The sequence below is a fragment of the Streptomyces sp. NPDC006450 genome (genome assembly GCF_040612195.1).
Classification (GTDB): Bacteria; Actinomycetota; Actinomycetes; order Streptomycetales; family Streptomycetaceae; genus Streptomyces.
The window spans coordinates 1-7,247 of sequence record NZ_JBEXPT010000199.1 but is presented as its reverse complement, the minus strand read 5'-3'; the positions used below and the strand labels follow the sequence as shown (position 1 = coordinate 7,247).

The window sequence follows — 7,247 nt, the reverse complement described above, 5'->3', positions numbered from 1 at the left end:
TCGCCCGGGATGGGTTGTCAGCGTTTGCCACTACGCCGCGGCCGCGCCGGGCGCGGGCGGGGCGACGCCGCCGGGTGGCCCGCGGCACGCCACCGGGCCAGCCGCATGCCCGAGTGGACCCGCCGGCTCACCCGCGAGCTCGACACCTTCGCCGAGCAGAACGCCACCACCACCCTCCCCGTGCCCATCGCCCTCAACCAGCCCCCGGAGCCGCTCCGCCTCGGCCCCTCCGACGACGCCGAGTGGGCCGCCTTCGCCGCCGAGTCCGTCCTCACCGCCGCCGGCGTGCTGCTCAGCGACCTCTCCCGGTCCCGCCGCATGCGCGCCGCCATCGACCTCGCCTGGAACGCCCTGGCCAGCGAGGTCGCCGCGGCGGCGGAACGCGCGCCCGAGGTCGAGTCCGCCGTCCTCCCCCTCCGCGCCCGGATCTCCGTCCGCGCCGGCCTCGGCAACCTCGCCGCCGGCCTGCGCCCGCCCGCCACCGGCCACGACAACCCGCACTACTTCGACGACGCCGCCTGCATCCGGGCCTGCGTCCTCGCGGTCGTGCACCCCGGGGACCCCGGGGCCGCCGCGGACCTCGCCGAGTTCGACGCCCGCTACACCCAGGACGGCGACGGGGTCCACGGCGCCCGCGCCATGGCCGCCGCCATCGCCACCGCCCTCGCCTCCACCGGGACCTGCACGGCCGCGGACACCGACGCCGCCGTCGACGCCGCCCTCGCGCAGCTCCCGGAGTCCACCGAGATCGGCCGCAACGCCCGGCACGCGGTGAAACTCGCCCGCGCCGAGACGACCGGCGGAGCCTTCGCCATCGTCCCGCTCCTGGAACACCAGATCGTCGACCACGTCTACAGCTACGGGATCGCCGCCGCGGAAACCGTCCCCGTCGCCCTCGCCCTCGCCACCGCCGCCCGCGGCCGGGTCTGCGAGGCGGTCCCGGCCGCCGCCTGCCTGTCGCGCGTCGCGGACTCCGCCCCCGCCCTCGCCGGCGCGCTGACCGGCGCGCTCGGTGGCGGCGACTCCCTCCCCGCCGCCTGGCGCGAAGCGTGCCGCACCCTCTCCGGCTGCGCCCTCCCCCGCCTCGCGGGCACCGACCTCGTCGAACTGGCCGCGCTGCTCACCCGTACGGAACTCACCTCACCCAAGCCCCAAGGAAAGCCCCGGACATGACGACCCTGACCCCCGTGGACCCCACCCCCAACCCCGCTCCCACCCCCCGCACCCCCACCCTCGACGACCGGATCACCGGCGCCCTCGTCGGCGCGGCCGTCGGCGACGCGCTGGGCGGCCCGGTGGAGGGCTGGACCCCGGAACAGATCCTGGAGCGGCACGGCGGCCGGGTGCGCGGCATCGTCGGCCCCTGGCACGAGGACTGGCGTACGGCCCGCCCCATCGCCCCGTACCACAAGGGCGACGGCCACGTCACCGACGACACCCTGATGACGCACGCGCTGGTACGGGTCTACGAGGCCGTACGGGACCACCTGGACGCGTACGCGATCGCCGAGCACCTGGTGCCGGACCTGATGACCACCCCGCGCTGGATCCCGGAGCTGGAGGCGGACGCCCTCCCCCTCCAGCGGATCTTCCTCGCCGAGAAGTGGATCGTGACCCGGCTGCACTACGCGCACGCGGACCCACGGGAGGCCGGCAACGGCAACATCGTCAACTGCGGTGCGGCGATGTACATGGCGCCGGTCGGGCTCGTCAACGCGGGCCACCCGGCCGGAGCGTACGCGGAGGCGCTGGACGTCACCGGCGCGCACCAGTCCTCGTACGGGCGGGAGGCGGCGGGCGTGTTCGCCGCGGCGGTGGCCGCGGCCTGCGTGCCGGGGGCGACGGCGGCCTCGGTGGTCGACACGGCCCTCTCCCTGGCCAAGGACGGCACCCGCGCGGCCATCGAGGCGGTCTGTGAGGTCGCCGCCCGCCACCGGGACTTCGAGTCGGCGCTGGCCCCGCTGCGGGCGGCGGTCGCCCCGTACGACTCGGTCGGCCCGGACTACCGCACGCCCTCCCTGGGCGCACGGCGACCCTCGCGCCTGCACTCCATCGAGGAACTCCCGGTCGCGCTCGGCATGTTGCTCGTCGCCGACGGATGCTACGAGACCTCCGTGCTCGGCGCGGTCAACTACGGCCGGGACTGCGACTCCATCGCGACCATGGCCGGTGCACTCGCGGGCGCCCTGTCGGGCGGGGCGGCCGTCCCACCCGCCTGGGCGGACCGGGTCGCGGAGGCCAGCCGCCTGGACCTGCGCGCACCGGCGACGGCACTGTCCGCGGTCACCCGGGAGGTCTTCGCCCGCGACCGCGACCGGCGCCGCGCCCACGAAGCCGCCTTCGCCACCCTGGCGACCCCCCGATGACCACCACCCGCCACACCCCGGCCCCGGCACCTGCACCTGCCCCGGCACCGGCGGGCGAGCTGGTCCGGCTGACGTGGGTCCAGCCCGAGGACCTGGTCGGCCACGAGTTCCGCCAGGCCGCCGAGGACGGCCGCGCGGAGGCGGCGGAGCCGTTGCTGCGCGTCTGGCTCGCGGCGGGCGGCCACCTCGCCCCCACCCGGGCGGGTGCCTCCCCCGCCCCGGCCGCACCGGAGCTGCGGGCCCTGGCGAGCGACCTCCTGACGGCCCTGGCAGCCCTCCCCGGCCCCCCGGGGTCCAGGGCCTTGCCCCCGGGCGCGGGAGGGGGCGGGGTGGGGGACCTCTCCCCCACCCCCGACCGGCCCCGCGCCCACGCTCCGCGAACCCCGAGCGCACCCGCATCCGCCGACTCCGGCTCCGGGCCCCCGGACCCGGAGCCGGGTACTGCCCCGGACCCCGCCCTGCGCCGCAGGCTGGAGGCCGCCTGGCTCGGCCGCGCCGTCGGGTGCGTGCTCGGGAAGCCCGTGGAGAAGCTGCCCCTGCACGGGATCCGCGCCCTGGCCCGGGCCTGCGGGAACTGGCCGCTCGGCGACTGGTTCACCGCACGCGGCGTGCCGCCGGAGGTGCTCGCCGCCCACCCCTGGAACCGCCGCTCCGCGCCCACCTCCCTCGCCGAGAACATCGACGGCGCCCCCGAGGACGACGACCTCAACTACCCCCTCCTCGGCCTGCTCCTCCTCCAGCGCCACGGCAAGGGCTTCACCACCGCCGACGTCGGCCGGCTCTGGCTCGACGAGCTCCCGGCCGGCCGTACGTTCACGGCCGAGCGGGTCGCGTACCGCAATCTCCTCCAGGGCCTGGAGCCCCCCGCCACCGCCACCCACCACAACCCCTTCCGCGAATGGATCGGCGCCCTGATCCGCGCCGACGTCCACGGCTGGACCAACCCGGGCGCCCCGGCCGCCGCCGCGGCCCAGGCGTACCGGGACGCCGCGCTCACCCACACCGGCAACGGCGTCCACGCCGCCACGTTCGTGGCCGCGGCCACCGCCGCCGCGGCCACCGGCCGGGCCGACGTGCACACCGCGCTCCGGGCCGGGCTGGCCGTCGTACCGCCCCGTTCGCGCCTCGCCGAGGCCGTGCGCTTCGGCATCCGGGCCGCCTCGGACGCGCGGGGCACCGCCGCCGGCTTCGATGCCGTCGTCGACCTGCTCCACGCCCGCTACGGCCACTACCACTGGGTCCACGCCGTCCCCAACACCGCCGTGATCGCAGCCGCCCTCACCCACGCCGACGGGGACTTCACCCACTCCGTCTGCCGTGCCGTCTCGGGCGGCTGGGACACCGACTCCAACGGCGCCACCGCGGGCGCCCTCGCCGGACTGATCGCCGGCTCCCCCGAGGCCATCCCGCACCGCTGGACCGCCCCGCTGAAGAACCGCCTCGCCACCAGCGTCCCGGGCTTCGACGGCATCGGTTTCGACACCCTCGCCCACCTCACCGCACAGGAGGCAGCCCGCTCATGACGGCCATCGCCGTGCTCGGCAGTACCAACATGGACCTCGTCGCCTACGTGGCCAAGGCCCCCCGTCTCGGGGAGACCGTCACCGGCCGCTCCTTCCGCACCGTCCCCGGCGGCAAGGGCGCCAACCAGGCCGTCGCCGCGGCCCGCTCGGGCGCGGAGGTGGTGATGATCGGTGCGGTCGGGGCCGACGAGTTCGGCGTACGGCTGCGCTCCGCACTCACCGGCGCCGGGGTCGAGACGGCGGCCCTGCGCACCGTCGAGGGCGCCAGCGGCACCGCGCACATCACCGTGGACGACGAGGGCGGCAACAGCATCATCGTCATCCCCGGCGCCAACGCCCACGTCACCTCCCTGGAACCGGGCGACGCCGCGCGCATCGGCGCCGCCGACTCGCTGCTCCTCCAGCTCGAACTGCCCCTGGAGGGCGTGCTCGCGGGCGCCCTGGCCGCCCGCGCCCACGGGGTCCGGACCATCCTCACCCCCGCCCCCGCCCAGCCGATGCCGGCCGAACTCCTCGCCGCGACCGACCTGTTGGTCCCCAACGAGCACGAGGCCGCCGCGCTCACCGGGCTCACCGACGTCCACCTGGCCGCTGCGGCCCTGCTGCAGGACGTGCCGGAGGTGGTCGTCACCCTCGGCGCGGCCGGGGTGCTGTACGCCGCCCGCGGCCGCGAGCCGCTGGCCGTGCCCGCGCCGCGCGTACGGGCCGTGGACACCACCGCCGCCGGAGACACCTTCGTCGGGGCGCTCGCCGTGGCTTTGGGAGAGGGCCGGCCGATGCCCGAGGCCCTGAGCTGGGCCTCGGCGGCCGCAGCCCTGTCCGTGCAGCGACCCGGCGCCCAGGACTCGATGCCGACCCGTGGCGAGGTCGCCGTGTTCGCGGCCGGACAGGACGTCCGCTGATGACCGAGCCCCTCACCGAGCCCCCCACCGCACCCCGACCCGGCTCCGGACCCGGCGGCCAGGGCCGCGCGTCCGGCTCCGGCCCGCACCCCTCTGCCGGAGCCGCCTCGTGAACACCGACGCCCCGTCCGCGTCCGCCCCCGCCCGGGGCCCCCTGCAAGGGCTGCGCGTCCTCGACCTCGCCACCCTGTTCGCCGGTCCCCTCGCCGCCACCCTCCTCGGCGATTTCGGCGCCGAGGTCGTCAAGGTCGAGCACCCGACCCTCCCCGACCCCTCCCGCGGCCACGGCCCCTCCAAGGACGGCATCGGCCTCTGGTGGAAGCTCCTCGGCCGCAACAAGCGGACCATGACCCTCGATCTGTCCACCACCGGTGGCCGGGACACCCTGCTGCGCCTGGCCGCCACCGCCGACGTGGTCATCGAGAACTTCCGCCCCGGAACCCTGGAGCGGTGGGGCCTGGGCTGGCCCGAACTGTCCGCCGCGAACCCGCGGCTGATCCTGACCCGCGTGACGGCCTTCGGCCAGGAGGGCCCGTACGCCCACCGCCCCGGATTCGGCACCCTGGCGGAGGCGATGAGCGGCTTCGCCGCGATCACCGGGGAGCCGGAGGGGCCGCCGACCCTGCCGCCGTTCGGGCTCGCGGACTCGATCGCGGCGCTGACCACCGCGTACGCCGTGATGGCGGCGCTCGCCGGACGCGATCGCACCGGGCACGGGCAGGTGGTGGACCTGGCGATCATCGAGCCGATCCTGACCGTCCTCGGGCCGCACCCGCTCTGGTACGACCAGCTCGGCTACGTCCAGCCGCGCACCGGCAACCGTTCCACCAACAACGCCCCCCGCAACACGTACCGCAGCCTGGACGGCCGCTGGCTGGCCGTCTCCACCTCCGCCCAGTCCATCGCCGAGCGCGTGATGCGGCTCGTGGGACGGCCCGAGCTGATCTCCGAGCCGTGGTTCGCGACGGGTTCCGGCCGGGCCGGTCGCGCGGACGTCCTCGACGAGGCGGTCGGCGGCTGGATCGCCCGCCACAAGGCAGACGAGGTGACGGCCGCCTTCGAGGAGGCCGAGGCAGCGGTCGCGCTGGTCTACGACGTGCGCGACGTCATGGCCGATCCGCAGTACGCGGCCCTGGACACGATCACCGAGGTCGAGGATCCGGAACTGGGCCCGATCCGCATGCAGAACGTGCTCTTCCGGCTCTCCGGAACCCCCGGCGCCATCCGCTGGGCGGGCCGCCCGCACGGCGCGGACACCGACGCCGTCCTCGCCGAACTCGGCCTCTCCCCGACCGAGATCACCGCTCTGCGCACGGAGGGGGCCCTGTGATCCTGACCTGGCTCTACGTACCCGGTGACCGCCCGGAGGTGGTGGCCAAGGCCCTGCACGCCGGGGCCGACGCCGTCATCGTGGACCTGGAGGACGCGGTGTCGGCCTCCCGCAAGGAGTACGCCCGCAGGGCCACCGCCGAGCTGCTGGGCGACGGGCCGCACCCGGTACCGGTCCACGTGCGCGTCAACGCCCTGGACTCCCCCTGGGGCGGCGCCGACCTCAGCGCCCTCGCCGGGCTCGGGGGCCTCGCCGGACTGCGGCTGCCCAAGATCTCCTCGCCGGAGCAGATCACCGCCACCGCAGCCCGCACCGCCGGGGTGGCGCTGTACGCGCTGCTGGAATCGGCGATCGGCGTGGAGCGGGCCTACGAGATCGCCCGCGCGCACCCCGCCCTGCGCGGGCTGTCCCTGGGCGAGGCCGACCTGCGGGCCGACCTGGGCGTCACCGCGGAGGCGGGCCTGGACTGGCCGCGCTCCCGGGTGGTGGTCGCGGCCCGCGCGGCCGGGCTCGCCCCGCCCGCCCAGTCGGTGTTCCCCGACATCCGGAACCTGGAGGCGCTGGCGGACTCCTGCGCCCGGGGCCGGGCCCTCGGCTTCCTGGGGCGCGCGGCGATCCACCCCCGCCAGCTCCCGGTGATCGAGCGGGCCTACCTGCCCGGCCCGGCGGAGGTCAGCGCCGCCGAGGAGATCGTGGCCGCGGCCCGCCGCACCCCGGGCGCGGTGGCCCTCCCGGACGGCCGCTTCGTCGACCCGGCGATGCTGGCGGGCGCGGAACGGGTCGTGGCCCTGTCCCGCCGGGACGCGCCCGTACCCTCCTGAACGGCAAGGCGCCGGCGCGCTGAGCTCGGGGCTTTCGATGCCGGCCCTGGTGTTCCGGTGGCTGCGCGACGCGCTCGCCGCGGACGTCCTGGACCGCGCCGGGCCGGCCTGCTCCGGTACGGTCGTGCGGCCCGCGCGCTGGAGCCCGTAACTCCGCCTGCCATGGGGGACGCTCACGCGGTTGGAGCGCCGGTGAACGCGAAAACGGGAGGGGCGCCGCGCGATTGCGCACCCACCGACGACCCCTTCAACCCGAGCCTCGCCCCCGACAAGGCGATCAACATCGGCTCGGAGCGCCAGGTCGC

At 76.6% G+C, this 7,247-nt stretch carries 6 protein-coding genes; all 6 read left to right on the top strand.

What is annotated here, in order from left to right; genetic code table 11:
- On the top strand, nt 1-1,173 hold a 1,173-nt coding region (locus ABZY57_RS31400; RefSeq protein WP_356517731.1), incomplete at its 5' end, for an ADP-ribosylglycohydrolase family protein.
- Nucleotides 1,170-2,366, top strand: coding sequence for an ADP-ribosylglycohydrolase family protein (locus tag ABZY57_RS31395; protein WP_356517729.1), 1,197 nt, complete (start codon nt 1,170-1,172; stop codon nt 2,364-2,366). The genes ABZY57_RS31400 and ABZY57_RS31395, both read left to right, overlap by 4 nt.
- Nucleotides 2,363-3,889, top strand: a complete 1,527-nt coding sequence (locus tag ABZY57_RS31390) for an ADP-ribosylglycohydrolase family protein (RefSeq protein ID WP_356517727.1) — start codon at nt 2,363-2,365, stop codon at nt 3,887-3,889. Before ABZY57_RS31395 ends, ABZY57_RS31390 begins: the two co-directional genes overlap by 4 nt.
- Nucleotides 3,886-4,791: a ribokinase gene (gene rbsK / locus ABZY57_RS31385; RefSeq protein ID WP_356517725.1), complete on the top strand. Its 906-nt coding sequence runs from the start codon at nt 3,886-3,888 to the stop codon at nt 4,789-4,791. The genes ABZY57_RS31390 and rbsK overlap by 4 nt, the downstream gene beginning before the upstream one ends.
- 109 nt (nt 4,792-4,900) lie before the next feature.
- Nucleotides 4,901-6,121: a CoA transferase gene (locus tag ABZY57_RS31380; protein WP_356517723.1), complete on the top strand. Its 1,221-nt coding sequence runs from the start codon at nt 4,901-4,903 to the stop codon at nt 6,119-6,121.
- Nucleotides 6,118-6,942 carry a CoA ester lyase gene (locus tag ABZY57_RS31375; RefSeq protein WP_356517721.1) on the top strand — a complete coding sequence of 275 codons (825 nt, stop codon included), beginning with the start codon at nt 6,118-6,120 and terminating at the stop codon, nt 6,940-6,942. The genes ABZY57_RS31380 and ABZY57_RS31375 overlap by 4 nt, the downstream gene beginning before the upstream one ends.
- Nucleotides 6,943-7,247 lie beyond the last annotated feature (305 nt).